Source organism: Burkholderia sp. AcTa6-5 (assembly GCF_017815075.1).
In the GTDB taxonomy this organism is placed as follows: domain Bacteria; phylum Pseudomonadota; class Gammaproteobacteria; order Burkholderiales; family Burkholderiaceae; genus Burkholderia; species Burkholderia sola.
Genome location: NZ_JAGIQE010000030.1, coordinates 18,793 through 33,538 on the forward strand (window position 1 = coordinate 18,793; position 14,746 = coordinate 33,538).

Annotated in this window: 17 protein-coding genes; 15 read left to right on the top strand and 2 right to left on the bottom strand. The window is 67.1% G+C overall.

Annotated elements, in window-relative coordinates:
• Positions 1-4 precede the first annotated feature (4 nt).
• Positions 5-328 (bottom strand): hypothetical protein, encoded by a 324-nt coding sequence (locus J8I33_RS29380; protein ID WP_124592927.1) that lies wholly within the window; start codon positions 326-328, stop codon positions 5-7.
• Between the two features lie 186 nt (positions 329-514).
• Here J8I33_RS29380 and J8I33_RS29385 point away from each other — a divergent pair, with 186 nt between their 5' ends.
• The 5 genes from J8I33_RS29385 to J8I33_RS29405 all read left to right on the top strand — a co-directional run bounded on the left by J8I33_RS29385 (position 515) and on the right by J8I33_RS29405 (position 4,921).
• The gene (locus tag J8I33_RS29385; RefSeq protein ID WP_124555038.1) at positions 515-1,660 is read left to right on the top strand and encodes a metallophosphoesterase; all 1,146 of its coding nucleotides are present in this window, start codon (positions 515-517) and stop codon (positions 1,658-1,660) included.
• 166 nt (positions 1,661-1,826) lie between these two features.
• Positions 1,827-2,426 carry an alpha-ketoglutarate-dependent dioxygenase AlkB gene (locus tag J8I33_RS29390; RefSeq protein WP_245172573.1) on the top strand — a complete coding sequence of 200 codons (600 nt, stop codon included), beginning with the start codon at positions 1,827-1,829 and terminating at the stop codon, positions 2,424-2,426.
• A gap of 305 nt (positions 2,427-2,731) precedes the next feature.
• Positions 2,732-2,938 carry a hypothetical protein gene (locus J8I33_RS29395; protein WP_034204546.1) on the top strand — a complete coding sequence of 69 codons (207 nt, stop codon included), beginning with the start codon at positions 2,732-2,734 and terminating at the stop codon, positions 2,936-2,938.
• Between the two features lie 323 nt (positions 2,939-3,261).
• On the top strand, positions 3,262-3,741 hold the full coding sequence (tecA, locus tag J8I33_RS29400) for a type 6 secretion system effector deamidase TecA (protein ID WP_027810144.1): 480 nt from the start codon (positions 3,262-3,264) through the stop codon (positions 3,739-3,741).
• A 283-nt stretch (positions 3,742-4,024) separates the two neighbouring features.
• Positions 4,025-4,921 (top strand): IclR family transcriptional regulator, encoded by an 897-nt coding sequence (locus J8I33_RS29405; protein WP_209939609.1) that lies wholly within the window; start codon positions 4,025-4,027, stop codon positions 4,919-4,921.
• Between the two features lie 107 nt (positions 4,922-5,028).
• Here J8I33_RS29405 and J8I33_RS29410 read toward each other — a convergent pair whose 3' ends face one another.
• Positions 5,029-6,108, bottom strand: coding sequence for a porin (locus tag J8I33_RS29410; protein WP_209939610.1), 1,080 nt, complete (start codon positions 6,106-6,108; stop codon positions 5,029-5,031).
• A 444-nt stretch (positions 6,109-6,552) separates the two neighbouring features.
• Between J8I33_RS29410 and J8I33_RS29415 the strand changes: the two genes are divergently transcribed.
• The 10 genes from J8I33_RS29415 to J8I33_RS29460 all read left to right on the top strand — a co-directional run bounded on the left by J8I33_RS29415 (position 6,553) and on the right by J8I33_RS29460 (position 14,688).
• A complete protein-coding gene (locus J8I33_RS29415; protein WP_050011927.1) occupies positions 6,553-6,870 on the top strand; it encodes a non-heme iron oxygenase ferredoxin subunit in 318 nt (105 codons plus the stop codon).
• Position 6,871: 1 nt separating this feature from the next.
• Positions 6,872-7,183: a recombinase-like helix-turn-helix domain-containing protein gene (locus tag J8I33_RS29420; RefSeq protein ID WP_050011926.1), complete on the top strand. Its 312-nt coding sequence runs from the start codon at positions 6,872-6,874 to the stop codon at positions 7,181-7,183.
• 63 nt (positions 7,184-7,246) lie between these two features.
• Positions 7,247-8,317 (top strand): aromatic ring-hydroxylating dioxygenase subunit alpha, encoded by a 1,071-nt coding sequence (locus J8I33_RS29425; protein WP_089489495.1) that lies wholly within the window; start codon positions 7,247-7,249, stop codon positions 8,315-8,317.
• Positions 8,310-9,080 carry an SDR family oxidoreductase gene (locus tag J8I33_RS29430; protein ID WP_209924863.1) on the top strand — a complete coding sequence of 257 codons (771 nt, stop codon included), beginning with the start codon at positions 8,310-8,312 and terminating at the stop codon, positions 9,078-9,080. The genes J8I33_RS29425 and J8I33_RS29430 overlap by 8 nt, the downstream gene beginning before the upstream one ends.
• Positions 9,081-9,114: 34 nt before the next feature.
• Positions 9,115-9,642 carry a cupin domain-containing protein gene (locus tag J8I33_RS29435; RefSeq protein WP_006489904.1) on the top strand — a complete coding sequence of 176 codons (528 nt, stop codon included), beginning with the start codon at positions 9,115-9,117 and terminating at the stop codon, positions 9,640-9,642.
• Between the two features lie 18 nt (positions 9,643-9,660).
• Positions 9,661-10,563: an alpha/beta hydrolase gene (locus J8I33_RS29440; RefSeq protein ID WP_209924864.1), complete on the top strand. Its 903-nt coding sequence runs from the start codon at positions 9,661-9,663 to the stop codon at positions 10,561-10,563.
• A complete protein-coding gene (locus J8I33_RS29445; RefSeq protein ID WP_124654396.1) occupies positions 10,560-11,420 on the top strand; it encodes an IclR family transcriptional regulator in 861 nt (286 codons plus the stop codon). Before J8I33_RS29440 ends, J8I33_RS29445 begins: the two co-directional genes overlap by 4 nt.
• Positions 11,417-12,214 (top strand): SDR family oxidoreductase, encoded by a 798-nt coding sequence (locus tag J8I33_RS29450; protein ID WP_209939611.1) that lies wholly within the window; start codon positions 11,417-11,419, stop codon positions 12,212-12,214. Before J8I33_RS29445 ends, J8I33_RS29450 begins: the two co-directional genes overlap by 4 nt.
• Positions 12,207-13,874: a thiamine pyrophosphate-binding protein gene (locus J8I33_RS29455; protein ID WP_209939612.1), complete on the top strand. Its 1,668-nt coding sequence runs from the start codon at positions 12,207-12,209 to the stop codon at positions 13,872-13,874. Before J8I33_RS29450 ends, J8I33_RS29455 begins: the two co-directional genes overlap by 8 nt.
• Positions 13,867-14,688, top strand: coding sequence for an aspartate dehydrogenase (locus J8I33_RS29460; RefSeq protein WP_050011919.1), 822 nt, complete (start codon positions 13,867-13,869; stop codon positions 14,686-14,688). The genes J8I33_RS29455 and J8I33_RS29460 overlap by 8 nt, the downstream gene beginning before the upstream one ends.
• Positions 14,689-14,746 lie beyond the last annotated feature (58 nt).

A 14,746-nucleotide genomic window follows, 5' to 3' on the forward strand; every position in this document is an offset into this window, starting at 1 on the left:
TCGGTCATGCCGGACGGTCAGGCAGTGTGTGTCGGCATCGATGATCGGACCGTCGCGATTCTGCCAGCACCCGCTCGCGTAGGGTTGCTAACGGACTGTAAAGGATCGTCAGATGAAATCGCGCAGCGGAATTTGCCATGTCGACGCAGCGGCAATCGGCGCGCAAACCGTCGATTGCCGCCTGGACCCATGCAAATCCGGTCGGTCCGGCTGACCCGCGCGCAGCCTCGACGAGCAGGTCGACGAGAGCGTGGTGCAGCACGCCCGGCAGGCTGTTCGCTTTCGCGATCTGCGTGAAAAGTTTGACGTCGACGAGAACGAAGCGCATGGCGTTGCGGCGGGAAGGTGGCCGAGTGGCGTGCGCAGCCGCACGGCGCTGCGCCGCCGGCCGCGACCCGTCGTCGCGGCCGGGATCTGTGTACCATCGTGCGTAGGGCGCGACGCGCCGCACCGGGCATCACGGCCCGCGCGACGCGCGTCGGGGAAGCGGTACTGCAACGAAGGTGAACGTTCCATGCGAAGTTTCTTTGTCCGGTTCATTGCAATCGGCGTGCTGTTCCATCTGTACGTCGGGATGCGGATCATTCCCGATGCGTTCGCGTCGCCGCTCGCACGCACGGTCGCGGCGCTCGTGCTGGCGAGTTTCGTCGTGTTGATTCCGGTCGGCATGTTCTCGCGCCGCTTCGACGAAGGGTGGGCCGCGACGCTGGTCGGATGGGCCGGCGCGCTCGCGATGGGCTTCTTCTCGTCGTTGCTGGTGCTGACGTTCCTGCGCGAAATCGTGCTGCTCGGCGTGTTCGCGTGGCGGCATCTCGGGCATGACGGTGCATGGAGCCGCGCGGCGCCCGACACGGCGCTCGGCGTGCTGGCGGCCGCGGTGTTCGCGACCGCGATCGGATTCGTCGGCGCGCGTCGCACGGCGGCGGTCAAGCGCGTGTCGATTCCGGTCGCCGGGCTGCCGGCCGCGCTCGACGGGCTGACGATCGTGCAACTGTCCGACATCCACGTCGGGCCTACGATCAAGCGGCCGTACATCGAACGGATCGTGCGCGCGGTCAATGCGCTCGACGCCGACCTGGTGGTCGTGACGGGCGACGTGGTGGACGGTTCGGTCAAGCGCCTGCGCGAACACACGGCGCCGCTCGGCCAGATGCGCTCGCGGCACGGCACCTTCCTCGTGACGGGCAACCACGAGTACTACGCGGGTGCGCATGCATGGATCGACGAGTTTCGTCGTATCGGGCTGACGGTGCTGCTCAACGAGCACGTGCTGATCGAGCACGGCGGCGCGCGGGCGGTGCTCGCGGGCGTGACCGATTTCACCGCGGGCGGCTTCGATCCCGCGCATCGCAGCGATCCTGAGCAGGCGCTGGCCGGTGCGCCGCGCGACGTCGGCACGAAGATCCTGCTCGCACACCAGCCGCGCAGCGCGGAAGCGGCGAATCGCGCGGGCTTTACCGTACAGTTGTCGGGGCACACGCATGGCGGCCAGTTCCTGCCGTGGCCGCCGTTCGTGCGGTTGCAGCAGCCGGTGATCGGCGGGCTGAACCGCTTCGGCGACATGTGGCTGTATACGAGCCGCGGCACCGGCTACTGGGGGCCGCCGAACCGTTTCGGCGTGCCATCCGAGATCACGCTGATTCGGCTGACGCGCGGCTAGCCGATAGCCGGGAGGCGGCCGTCGCGCGATACGAATGCGCCTCGCGGCGCACGGCGGCTTCCTGTCGGCCTTTCGGTGCGAATGACAGCGCACGGCGGCGCGCGGCGCCGTTGGCTAGTATGCAGACATGCATCTTTCGCTCCGTTCCTTGCCCGTTCCTGCCGACATGTCGATCCCCGATCTCTTCGCCGATACGCCCGTGCCCGACGTGGACTGGTACCCGGACTGGCTTGCGCCGCCCGACGCCGATCGCGCGCTGGCCGCGCTGATCGACGAGGTCGCGTGGCGGCAGGACACGATCCGCACGCCGCGCGGACGCATTCCGTTGCCGCGGCTCACCGCATGGCAGGGCGAACCGGATGCCGTCTACGTGTACTCGGGGATCCGCAACGTCCCGGAGCGGTGGACGCCGGCCGTGCTCGGGCTGAAGCAGGCGGTCGAGGCGACCTGCGGCGTGCGTTTCAACAGCGTGCTGCTCAATCGCTATCGCAACGGGCTGGACAGCCTCGGCTGGCACGCGGACAACGAACCCGAACTCGGCGACGCGCCGGTGATCGCGTCGGTGAGTCTCGGCGCGATGCGCGTGTTCGATCTTCGTCATCGCGCGACGGGCGTCACGCATGCATACCGTCTCGTGCATGGCAGCCTGCTCGTGATGCGCGGACGCACGCAGGCCGAATGGCAGCACCGCGTGCCGAAGGCGCCGGGCGTGCAGGGCGAACGCGTGAACCTGACCTTCCGGCGCGTGTCGATGGCGGGCGAATAGATCGCGCCCCGTTTTCTTGATCCACGAAAGCTGGATGCAAGCAATCGGCCGCGCGTGCGGCACGTTGCCGCACGAACGCGATGCCGGCCGGCGTGACCGGGCGCGGAGGCCCGTCCCGTATGGGTTTCAGATAGATTTGATCGACCGCCCGGTTCCGATAGGTGAGTGAAACCTCTGATGGTGCGTCGCAACAATCCTTGAATAAACTGTCGAATGACAGAAATGCGCCGGCCTATCGGCGCGACCCTTTCGACATGTCTCCGTGCGTGGCCGACGCAGCGCGCAACGGGGCAGGAGCAAAACGCGTGACCGTACTCGACCCTTCCTTCGCACCCTCGCTGCACGTCTTCGAGCAAGACGGCGGATGGCAATGGGCGCTGACGGTGAAGCGGGCGACCGGCGTCGGCGTGAAAGTCGTGGCGTTCAGCCGCGAAGGCTTTCGCGGCGAAGCCGAGGCATACGCCGCCGGCCAGCTTGCCCGCGCCGAATATGACGCCGCCGTGACGGCCTGACGCCGTCGCGGCGATCCCGCCCGAGGATCGTCTTCCTCTGCGCCGTCCGTTACCGGGCGGTGCTTTCCTGACTGCTTTCCATTTTTCGCTTTTCGCTGGTGGCGAGAGGCGCCTGCCCGCTGGCGTTCGCCGCGCCACCTGTCCTTGCGCCGACGATGCGACGCGCGTGGCGAAAGCCTGTACGCGGGCTCGCGACCCGCCGGCAAGTACGCACCGCGTTTGGCGCGAACAAGCCTGGAAAACGCCGAGCCATATCGTAATAAGATATGACGTTATTGCATCCGCGGGACGATGACGTCCCGCCTTCCTGAAAGGAGCTATCCGTGCAACTGACCCAGTTAGGCGGGCATGTCGCCCAATCCGGCATCGCCGAACGGCAAAAACACGCGCAGGCGCTGATGTTCGGGATGGCGAACATCGACGAGTACGTGTCCGGCGGCGTCTGCTACGACGCCGCTGCTTATGTCCGCTATCTGCTGCGCGCCGACGCGATGATCGCGCCCGGCACGCTGCTCGACACGATCGGCCAGCTGTGGAAGACGCGCTTCAACTTCGAGACCGGCAATCAGTGGGACGGGCGCGCGAGCATTCCGGCGGGCACCGCGGTCGGCTTCGCGCGCGGCACCAATGTCTTTCACGCCGCGATCGCCGTCGGCGGCACCCGGATTCGCGGGATCAACGGCGGCCTGCTGGGCGCCGGATGGCTGCATCCGGTCGATCTGGCACGCGTGCTGCAGCCGGATCCGGCCGGCGGCTTTACGTACGACCGCACGACCATTCGCGTTTATCTGTCGCGCCTGTAGGCTGTCCGGCGTCGAAGCTCACGCTTCGGCCATCGTTGCCCGACCGCGTGCCGCGTGCCGCGCGGCCGCCTTTCCGTCGTCCGGCGATTTCCGCATGGCGTCGCGCCGTCCAACGCTGCTATCCTCTCGACCTTGAATGACGCGTCATGGTGCGTGGATGCGCGTGCTGCATCGCGGCGCCGCGCAGCGGTGCGAGCCCACGCGCGCACTGAGGTAGCATGACTGAATCTCCACGGCGATCCATGACCTGTTTCGTGACTGATTTCCTTCCGTCCATGTCCACATGGTCAAGACAACGATGAGCGATGCCCCTGAGCCGGCGGTGCCTGGCGACGACGAGTCGTCGGGCGGCGGCGCTTCGTCCTATCTGGTGCCGGGGCTCGAACGCGGGCTGCGGATCCTCGCTGAATTCTCCGCGCGCGAGCCCGTGCTCGGCGCCCCCGAGCTGTCGAAGCGCATCGGCATTCCGCGCACGACCACGTTCCGCCTGCTGCAGACGCTCGAGGCGCTCGGTTTTCTCGAACGCGTGAACGGCGACCGCTATTTCCGGCTCGGCGTCGGCGTGCTGCGACTCGGCTTCGAATACCTGAATTCGCTCGAACTGACCGATCTCGGCACGCCCGTGCTCGAACGGCTGCGCGATTCGACCGGCCTGTCGACGCACCTGCTGATCCGCGACCAGCGCGACGTGGTGTTCGTCGCGAAGGCGCAAAGCAATGCGTCGATGTTCGGCTCGGTGAAGGTGCACGTCGGCACGCGCCTGCCCGCGCATGCGACCGTGCACGGCCACGTGCTGATGGGCGACCTGACGCGCGATGCGCTGCGACAGCTCTATCCGGAGAAGAAACTCGAACAGTTCACCGAGCGCACGCCCGGCACCGTCGACGAGCTGTACGAGCGCGTGCGTCATTACGCGCGGCTCGGCTATGCGGTCAGCGAGGCGGCGTTCGAGAGCGGTATTTCCGCGGTGACGGCGCCCGTGCGCGATCATTCGGGCTCGATCGTCGCGGCGATCACCGCGACGGTGCCGCGCTCGGAGATCGGCGAGGCCGGCGAGAAGGAACGGCTCGTCGAAGCGGTGTGCGGCGCGGCGGTCGACCTGTCGCAACGGCTGAACTATCGTCCGCTCGAAAGCAACCCGACGTTCGCGCATGCGCGCCACAAGGTCGCGATGTTCTGACGTTCGCGCATCGATCCGGCCGCGGCGCGCGGCATCGCAACGAAGAGAGCGGCCCGCGGGCTGCTCTTGTCGTTTTCGGGCACCGCAGGCGCGGTGCCCGAGTTCACTCAGAACGAGTGATGAATGCCGGTCAGCACGATCACCTGGTTCGCGGTGCTCGACACGCCGGCCGTGAAGAACGCAGCCTTTGCGCCGCCCGAACCGTGTTCGTAAAGCACGTTCGCATACAACTGCGTACGCTTCGACAACGCGTAGATGTCGCCGAGTTCGACCTGCGTCCAGCGGCGGCCGGCCAGCGTCGTGGTCGCCGCGCCGCCCGCGATCGTGTTGAACGCGCTGCTGCGGTAGTTCACGCCCGCGTCGTAGCTTTGGAACGTGTCGGAAAACCCGTTCGACTGCATCTTCACGCGCGTGTAGAGGCCATGCACGAGGAAGTCGCCGATCTGGTACGACGCGCCCGCGCCGATGTTCTCGACCTTGTTCGCGAGGTAGCCGTTCGCGGTGTTCTGCCCCTGGAACGACGTGATGCCCGTCTGGCTGATCAGGATCGAGCGGTCGTGCTCGTTCGAGTAGACGGCCGACGCCTTGAACGGCCCGTTCGCATAGTTCAGCGCGACGCCGACCGATTTGCCGGTCGAGAAGTTCGTCGTGTTGCCGAGCGCGAGCGTCGCCGCGGCCGAGAAACCCGCGAAGGTCGGCGAACGGTACTTGACCGAATTGTTGTACGGCACGTTACCGGTTGCGGCGAGCGCGTCGATGTTGCCCGGATGGAACGCAAACCAGCTCAGCGCGAGGTACGCGGTGCTGAGCGGATCGAGATAGTCGAACGTCAGCGGCGTCTGGCGGCCGAGCGTCAGCGTGCCGTAGCGCTCGGCACTGAGGCCGACGAACGCCGCGCGGTTCCAGATCGTGTTCGCCGTCGCGAACTGGCCGTTGTTCGTATAGAAGCCGTTTTCCAGCTGGAAGATCGCCGACAGCCCGTCGCCGAGATCTTCCTTGCCCTTCAGGCCCCACCGGTCGGGCTGCGTATTGCCCTGGATCATCGCCCACTTCGCGTGGCCGCCGACGTTGTTCACGTAGGCGACGCCCGCATCCATGCTGCCGTACAGCACCACGCTGCTCAGCGCCCACGCGCCCGACGCGGCGCCCATCCCGATGACTGCTGCTGCTACCGCATGCTTGACCATTTGATCTCCTGACTCTCCAACCTGATGAATACGTGTTGTGACGGCCTGCGCGGGGACGGCCGGCCGTCGCGCATGTTCATCGCCGAAAGGACATTCTTATGTTCCATATAAGGAACAACGTGCCTTTAATGGAATGGAGTATAGAGGGGGTGTGCGCCCGATCAAAAATAAATTTTTCGGGACGGATGAGCGCCGGGCCGACGCCCGGCAATCCTGCGTGACGTCTCGAAAAAGCCGATAAATCCCCGTCACATAACAAAAAATTACATTCGACAGAGTAGGCGAAGGGAGCGGTCGAGCGAGGTGTCGGTGTTTTCCCTAGGACATGCAGCTTTTTATTTTACTCGCGGAAAGTCGCTCCTATAATCACCATCCATAAACTGACGTTCCTAATATGGAACAAATAGGAACAAACCGAGAGTCGATCAGAAGGAAGGGTGCGAGATGTCTGAACAATGGGTTTGCGCCGGCCACGCCGGCGCGCTGTCGGAAGACACGCCGATCGAGTTCAAGCGGACCGACGGCGTGGAAATCGGGATCTACCGCGTCGGCGACGACGTGTATGCGCTCGAGAACGTGTGCCCGCATGCGTACGCGCTGCTGACGCAGGGGTTCGTCGACGAAGGCACGGTGGAATGCCCGCTGCACGAAGCCGTGTTCGACATCAAGACGGGCGCATGCCTGAAGGGCCCGGGCGGGCGTGCGCTGAAGCAGTACGCGGTGCGTCTGGCCGGTGAAGAAATCCAGATCAAGGTGGAATGACATGAAAGAAGCGACCGTCAATTTCAATCCCTTCCTGAAGCCGTGGGTGGCGCCGCAGCCGAACAACGTCGCGGGCAAGGGGCAGATCGAGATTCCGGGGCAGGTCGAGAACCAGGTCTGGCAGAACCGCAAGGCCGAACCGACGCAGTACGAGAACGACCTCGGCGATGCGCTCGAACGCGTGTTCGAGAGCGGCGCGACCGAGCTGGACGACGTCGTCGCGGGCCTGAACCGCATCGGCTTTCGCGCGCCGGACGGCACGATTTGGACACCTGAGCGTTTCCGCGCCGAAATGGCCTCGCTGGCGGAATGAACGCACCGACCGCGCCGCGCGCCTGAGCGGCGGCCCGACGACAACCGCATCCGGAGCACACTGATGACGTCCCCCGACCAACACGAAACCCAACACGACGCGGTCCGCGACTATCTCGACCGCGGCATCAAGAACTACTGGTATCCCGTCGCGCCGAGCTGGCAGGTGTCGAACGCGCCCGTCGGCCTCACGCGCCTGTCCGAGCAGATCGTGCTGTGGCGCGATCACGAAGGCAAGGTCCACGCGCTGGAAGATCGCTGCCCGCACCGCGGCGCGCGCCTGTCGCTCGGCTGGAACCTCGGCGGCAACATCGCGTGCTGGTATCACGGCATCGAAGTAGACGGCGGCGGCACGGTCAATCGCGTGCCGGCCGTGTCGAACTGTCCGCTCGAAGGCACGAAGTGCGTGAAGTCGTATCCGGTCGAAGAGAAGGCCGGCGCGATCTTCCTGTGGTTCGGCGACGAAGCGCACGGCGAGCCGGCCGCGCTGAACCTGCCGGAAGAGCTGGTCGCCGACGAGTACGCGCACTTCCTGTGCGTGTCGAACTGGAAGTGCAATTACCAGTATGCGATCGACAACGTGATGGACCCGATGCACGGCGCGTATCTGCATGCGACGTCGCACTCGATGGCCGAAGGCGACAAGCAGGCCGACATGCGCGTGCGCAAGACTGACACGGGCCTGATGTTCGAGAAGATCGGCCAGCGCGACGTGAACTTCGACTGGGTCGAGCTCGGCGAAACCGGCTGCCTGTGGATGCGCCTCGCGATTCCGTACAAGCAGAAGTTCGGCCCCGGCGGCAACTTCGGGATCATCGGTTTCGCGACGCCGGTCGACGGCGACCACTGTCAGGTCTACTTCTGGCGTACCCGCAAGGTCGGCGGCTGGCAGCGCGACGTGTGGCGCTTCATGTACCGCAACCGCCTCGAAGGCCTGCACTGGGACGTGCTCGAGCAGGATCGCTACGTCCTCGAAAGCCTCGCGCCGCATGCGCGCGATCACGAATACCTGTACCAGCACGACGTCGGCATCACGCGCGTGCGCCGGATGCTGCGCCAGCGTGCGCAGGAGCATCTGTCCGCGCTCGACGCGCATCGCGCGGCCCACGCCGCTTCGGAGCCCGCGAATGGCTGAGCTCGCTCCGGTCGTGGCGCTGCCCGGTCGCCGCGTGCTCGTCACGGGCGGCGCGCGCGGTCTCGGCGCCGCCTTCGTGAACGCGCTGGTCGAGGCGGGCGCGCAGGTCGCGTTCGGCGACGTGCTGATCGAAGAGGGCCGCGCGCTGGCCGCGCAGCTCGCGCAAGCCGGCCACACCGCGCATTTCTTCGCGCTCGACCTGGCTGACCCGGCCAGTATCGACGCGTTCGTCGCGCAGGGCGCGGCGACGCTCGGCGGCATCGACGCGCTGATCAACAACGCGGCGATCACGAACTCGGGCGGCAAGCTCTCGACGGAGCTCGACGTGTCGACGTGGGATGCCGTGATGAACGTGAACGTGCGCGGCGTGTGGCTCGTCAGCAATGCGGCGCTGCCGCATCTCGCGCAATCGGGCCGCGGCGCGATCGTGAACCTCGCATCGGACACCGCGCTGTGGGGCGCGCCGAAGCTGCTCGCCTACGTCGCGAGCAAGGGTGCGGTGATCGCGATGACGCATGCGCAGGCACGCGAATTCGGCGCGCACGGCGTGACGGTCAACGCGATCGCGCCGGGGCTGACCGAAGTCGAGGCGACCGCTTACGTGCCGGCCGAACGGCATGCGTTCTACCTGCAGGGCCGTGCGCTGGCACGCACGCAGGTGCCCGACGACGTGACGGGCCCCGTGCTGTTCCTGCTGTCGGACGGCGCGCGTTTCGTGACGGGCCAACTGCTGCCGGTGAACGGCGGCTTCGTAATGAACTGATTTGAAGTTTTCACTCGGAATGAAGGAGAGGACGATGGCGGACGCCGATCTCGAACGCAAGTCGTGGGACCAGCCGGAAGGCGCAAGCTTCAACGACTGGATGGAAGGGCGCGTCGCGCGCTACGCGACGCGGCGCTACGACTGGGACGCACTGAAGTTCCAGGCCGACTACGACCCAAAGTACCGCCGTGCGCAGATGCGCTACGTCGGCACGGGCGGCACGGGCGTCGCGAAGGACGTCAACACGGTGCCGGCCGGCAACTTCACGTTCTCGACGATGGTGATCCCGGCCGGCAACATCGGCCCGAGCCACATCCATATCGACGTCGAGGAAATCTTCTTCGTGCTGCGCGGCAAGATGAAGGTGATCTGCGAGCGCGACGGCGAGACTTGGGAAGCGATCCTCGGCGAGCGCGACCTGATCTCGGTGCCGCCGGGCGTGTATCGGACGGAAATCAACATCGGCGAGGAAGATGCGCTGATGTGCGTGATGCTCGGTTCGTCGAAGCCGATCACGCCGACGTATCCGCCCGATTCGCCGCTCGCGAAGATCAAGCGTTGAGACGGAGCCGGTGAAGCAATGAGTGTCATCGACAAACGCGAACGTGAACGCGACCGCACCGCGGCGTTCGCCGCGCTGCTCGGACAGTTTCCCGAGCAGCGTTGCGAAGCCGGCGCGGCGGGCACGATCGGCTACCGGGAGGCCGGCGCGCAGCATGCGGGCCGCACGCTGCCCGTCGTGCTGCTGCACGGGATCGGCTCGGGCGCCGCATCGTGGGTCCGCCAGCTCGACACGCTCGGCGCGTCGCGCCGCGTGCTCGCGTGGGATGCGCCCGGTTACGGCGTGTCGACGCCGGTGCGCGGCGCGTCGCCGGCCGCCGCCGATTACGCGGCGTCGCTGAACGCGTGGCTCGACGCACTCGGCATCGAACGCTGCGTGCTGGTCGGGCATTCGCTCGGCGCGATCATCGCGGGCGGGTTGGCGCGCGTGATGCCCGCGCGGATCGCCGGCCTGCTGCTGATTTCGCCCGCGGGCGGCTACGGCGGCGCACCGGCCGACACGCGCGAATCGCGCCGCGACGCGCGGCTCGCGATGCTCGCGGAACTCGGCCCGGCCGGGCTCGCCGAGCAGCGCAGCGGCAACATGCTGTCCGGTTTCGCGAACGAGGAGGCGCGGGCGTGGGTGCGCTGGAACATGGCGCGCATCGTGCCGGCCGGCTATGCGCAGGCCACGCGTCTGCTCGCGAACGCCGATCTCGCGGCCGATCTCGCCGGCTTTCGCGGCCGCATCGCCGTGGCCGTCGGCGCGAACGATGCGATCACGCCGCCCGCTGCATGCGAGCGGATCGCCGCGGCCGCGCACGTCGGGCTGCAGGTGATTCCGCAGGCAGGGCACGCCGGTTATGTGGAAGCGCCGGCAGTCTATTCCGCGCTGATAGACGGCTTCTGCCGCCAGTGCGATGGTCAACGGGGGCGGGAATGAGCGAACCGTTGCAACACCAGCAGGACGCGGACAATGCGAAGACCGAAGCCGGCTACGTGGTGCCGGGCCTCGAACGCGGGCTGCGCATCCTCGCCGAATTCTCGCCGCGCGAGCCCGTGCTCGGCGCGCCCGAGCTGTCGAAACGGCTCGGCATTCCGCGCACGACGGTGTTCCGTCTGTTGCAGACGCTCGAATCGCTCGGCTTTCTCGAACGTGCGGACAAGGATCGCAACTACAAGCTCGGCATCGCCGTGCTGCGGCTCGGCTTCGAATACCTGAGCTCGCTGGAATTGACCGATCTCGGCCTGCCGGTGATCGAGAGCCTGCGCGATGCGACCGGCTTCACGACGCATATCGTGATTCGCGACGGCCGCGACGTGGTGTTCGTCGCGAAGGCGCAGAGCCAGTCGCCGGTGTTCAGTTCGATTCGTGTGAACGTCGGTACGCGGCTGCCCGCGCATGCGACGACGCACGGCCACGTGCTGATGGGCGACCTGTCGCTGAAGGAACTGCATGCGCTGTATCCGGAAGGCGCGCTGAACCGGATGACGAGCGCGACGCCGGAAACGGTCGACGCGCTGTACGAAGTGATCCGCGAGGATGCGCTGCGCGGCTACGGCGTCAGCAATTCGTCGTTCGAGCGCGGGATCTCGGTCGTCACGGCGCCGGTGCGCAACGAGACGCAGAAGATCGTCGCGTGCATCACGGTGACGGTGCCGAGGCCGGAGATCGACGCGGCGCTGATCGCGGACGGGCTGATCGACAAGGTGCAGCGCGCGGCGGCGGAATTGTCGCGGCGGCTCAATTACCGCTCGGATGACGAGCACACGTTCATGAAGGCTTTAGGACTCCGATGATTGAGATCGATCTGACCGGGCAAGTAGCGGTGGTGACGGGCGGTTCGTCCGGCATCGGCCTCGCGACGGCCGAACGGTTCCTTCAGGCCGGTGCGTCGGTCGCGATTTGCGGCCGCGATGGCGAACGCCTCGCACGCGCCGAAGCGAAGCTGCGCGACAAGTACGCGGATGCCCAACTGCTGACCGCACGCTGCGACGTGCTCGACGAAGCCGACGTGACTGCATTCGCGCAAGCGGTGTCCGCCCGTTTCGACCGCGCCGACATGCTGGTCAACAACGCCGGCCAGGGCCGCGTGTCGACCTTCGCCGACACGACCGACGACGCGTGGCGCGAAGAACTCGAGCTGAAGTACTTCAGCATCATTCGCCCGACGCGCGCGTTCCTGCCGCTGCTGCGCGAGTCGGCCGCGCCGTCGATCACCTGCGTGAACTCGCTGCTCGCGCTGCAGCCGGAGCCGCACATGGTCGCGACGTCGTCGGCGCGCGCCGGCGTGCTGAGCCTCGTGAAATCGCTCGCGACCGAACTCGCGCCGCAGCGCATCCGCGTGAACTCGATCCTGATCGGCATCGTCGAGTCGGGGCAGTGGCGCCGCCGCCATGAAGCGCAGGCGCAGCCCGGCGAAAGCTGGGAGGACTGGACGAGCGCGCTCGCCCGCAAGAAGAACATTCCGCTGAATCGCTTCGGCAAGCCCGACGAGGCGGCCTGGGCCCTTTTTTATCTCGCAACGCATCTGTCGTCCTACACGACGGGCAGCCATATCGACGTTTCTGGAGGCTTTGCACGCCATGTCTAAAAAAACCACGGTTGGCGAGCTGATTGCCGCCTTTCTCGAGCAGTGCGGCGTGAAGACCGCATTCGGTGTCATCTCGATCCACAACATGCCGATCCTCGACGCGATCAACTCGCGCGGCAACATCCGGTATGTCGGTGCACGCGGCGAAGCCGGTGCATTGAACATGGCCGACGGGCTGGCCCGCGTGTCGGGCGGCCTCGGCGTCGCGTTCACGAGCACGGGCACGGCGGCGGGCAACGCGGCCGGCGCGATGGTCGAGGCGCTGACGGCCGGTACCGCGCTGCTGCACGTCACGGGGCAGATCGAGACGCCGTACCTCGACCAGGATCTCGCGTACATCCACGAAGCGCCGGACCAGCTGTCGATGCTGCATTCGATCTCGAAGGCCGCGTTCCGCGTGCGCACGGTCGAAACCGTGCTGCCGACGATCCGCGAAGCCGTGCGCATCGCGCAGACCGCGCCGACGGGCCCCGTGTCGGTCGAGATTCCGATCGACATCCAGGCAGCCGAAATCGAATGGCCGGAAGACCTCGCACCGGCGCACGTTGCGGTGCGCGAGCACGACGAAGCACGCGTCGCGAAGCTCGCCGACGCGCTCGCGGCCAAGCGCCGCCCGCTGCTGTGGCTCGGCGGCGGCGCGCGCCATGCACGCGACGAGGTCGAACGCCTCGTGAAGCTCGGCTTCGGTGTCGTGACGAGCGTGCAGGGCCGCGGCGTGCTGCCGGAAGATCACCCGGCGACGCTCGGCGCGTTCAACGTGCATGCGTCGGTCGAGGCGTTCTACAAGACCTGCGACGCGCTCGTCGTGGTCGGCTCGCGCTTGCGCGGCAACGAAACGCTGAAGTACAAGCTTGCGCTGCCGCAGCCGTTGTTCCGCGTCGATGCCGATGCGCTCGCCGACAACCGTGGCTATCGCAACGCGCTGTTCGTGCACGGCGATTCGAAGCGCGTGCTGGCGGAGCTGGCCGACCGCCTCGAAGGCCGTCTGTCGGTCGATCCGCAATTCGCGGCCGATCTCGCGGCGGCCCGCGAGGACGCGGTGGCCGATGTGGCGAAAGGCCTCGGGCCGTACAAGAAGCTCGTCGACACGCTGCAAGGCGCCGTTGGCCGCGACTACAACTGGGTGCGCGACGTGACGATCTCGAACAGCACGTGGGGCAACCGCCTGCTGAAGATCTTCGAGCCGCGCGCGGGCGTGCATGCGCTCGGCGGCGGCATCGGCCAGGGCATCCAGATGGGCATCGGCGCGGCGCTGGCCGGTTCGGCGGCGAAGACGGTCTGCCTCGTCGGCGACGGCGGCCTGATGGTCAACGTCGGCGAACTGGTGACGGCCGTGCAGGAAAGCGCGAACGTGATGATCGTGCTGATGAACGACCAGTGCTACGGCGTGATCCGCAACATCCAGGACGCGCACTACGGCGGTCGCCGCTGCTTCGTGCAACTGCACCAGCCCGATTTCGCGCAGTTCTGCGCGAGCTTCGGCCTCACGCACTACCGGATCACGTCGCTCGACCAGGCCGAAGCGATCGTCCGCGAAGGGATCGCGAAGGAAGGGCCGGTGATGGTCGAGGTCGACATGCTGTCGGTCGGCTCGTTCGCGTCTGCGTTCGCGGGCCCGCCGGTCAAGAAGGAAGCGCCGACGGAGCGCCAGTATGCGTAACGGGCACAAGCGGGCACCCGTCGACGTCGCGATGATCGGCTTCGGCGCGATCGGCGCAGCCGTGTACCGCGCGGTCGAGCACGATGCGTCGCTGCACGTCGCGCACGTGATCGTGCCGGAGCATCAGCGCGACGCAGTGCAGCGCGAGCTTGGCAGTGCGGTGGAGGTCGTGTCGTCGGTCGACGCACTGGCCCGCCGCCCCGGGTTCGCGCTCGAATGCGCGGGCCACAGCGCGCTCGTCGATCACGTCGTGCCGTTGCTGAAGGCCGGCACCGACTGCGCGGTCGCGTCGATCGGCGCGCTGTCCGACCTCGCGCTGCTCGACGTGCTGTCGCAGGCCGCCGACGAAGGTGGCGCCACCGTGACGCTGCTGTCCGGCGCAATTGGCGGCATCGACGCGCTGGCGTCGGCGAAGCAGGGGGGCCTCGACGAAGTGCTGTACGTCGGCCGCAAGCCGCCGCTCGGCTGGCTCGACACGCCGGCCGAGGCGCTGTGCGACCTGCACGCGATGAGCGAGGAAAAGGTGATCTTCGAAGGCACCGCGCGCGACGCCGCGCGGCTGTATCCGAAGAACGCGAACGTCGCGGCGACGGTGGCGCTCGCGGGCCTCGGCCTCGACGCGACGCACGTGCGCCTGATCGCCGATCCGGCCGTCGAGCGCAACGTGCACCGCATCACCGCGCGCGGCGCATTCGGCGAGATGTCGCTGGAAATGAGCGGCAAGCCGCTGCCCGACAACCCGAAGACGTCCGCGCTGACCGCGTACAGCGCGATTCGCGCGCTGCGCAACCGCGCGGCCTGCTGCGTGATCTGAGCGGACCATCGAGCGTCCGCCCGCGCCACGGTGAGGGCGGATGTGCAGAGACAGATTT